Source organism: Corallococcus sp. AB049A (genome assembly GCF_003668885.1).
Classification (GTDB): Bacteria; Myxococcota; Myxococcia; order Myxococcales; family Myxococcaceae; genus Corallococcus; species Corallococcus interemptor.
Genome location: NZ_RAWL01001357.1, coordinates 1 through 402, shown reverse-complemented (window position 1 = coordinate 402; position 402 = coordinate 1). Strand labels below are relative to the sequence as shown.

The window sequence follows — 402 nt, the reverse complement described above, 5'->3', positions numbered from 1 at the left end:
ATATTGAACGCGCTCGGGCCGAAGCCGGTGTCGATGTCGACCATCAAGGGCAGGTCGCAGACATCGGTGATGCGGCGCACGTCCACCAGCACGTCTTCCAGGGTGTTGATGCCCAAGTCCGGCAGGCCCAGCGAGCCTGCGGCAACGCCGCCGCCGGACAGGTAAATGGCACGGAAGCCGGCGCGCTTGGCCAGCAGGGCGTGGTTGGCGTTGATCGCACCGATCACCTGCAGCGGCGATTCGGCAGCCAGCGCCTCACGGAAGCGGGCACCGGCGGAGAAAGGGGCAGAAGCGGTCATGCGGCAATCCAGGTTGAAGTACGGGAAAGGAAGCGCAAGCACCATGCCAAGCTGCAAGCGGTTGATTTCACGGGAATGACCGGCATGCAACAGTGGAACATAT

General features: G+C 63.4%; 1 protein-coding gene. It reads right to left on the bottom strand.

Going from position 1 to position 402, the window contains the following annotated elements; genetic code table 11:
- Positions 1-402: isocitrate lyase/phosphoenolpyruvate mutase family protein (locus tag D7X55_RS47210; protein ID WP_304988945.1), on the bottom strand; the 402-nt coding region annotated here is incomplete at both ends.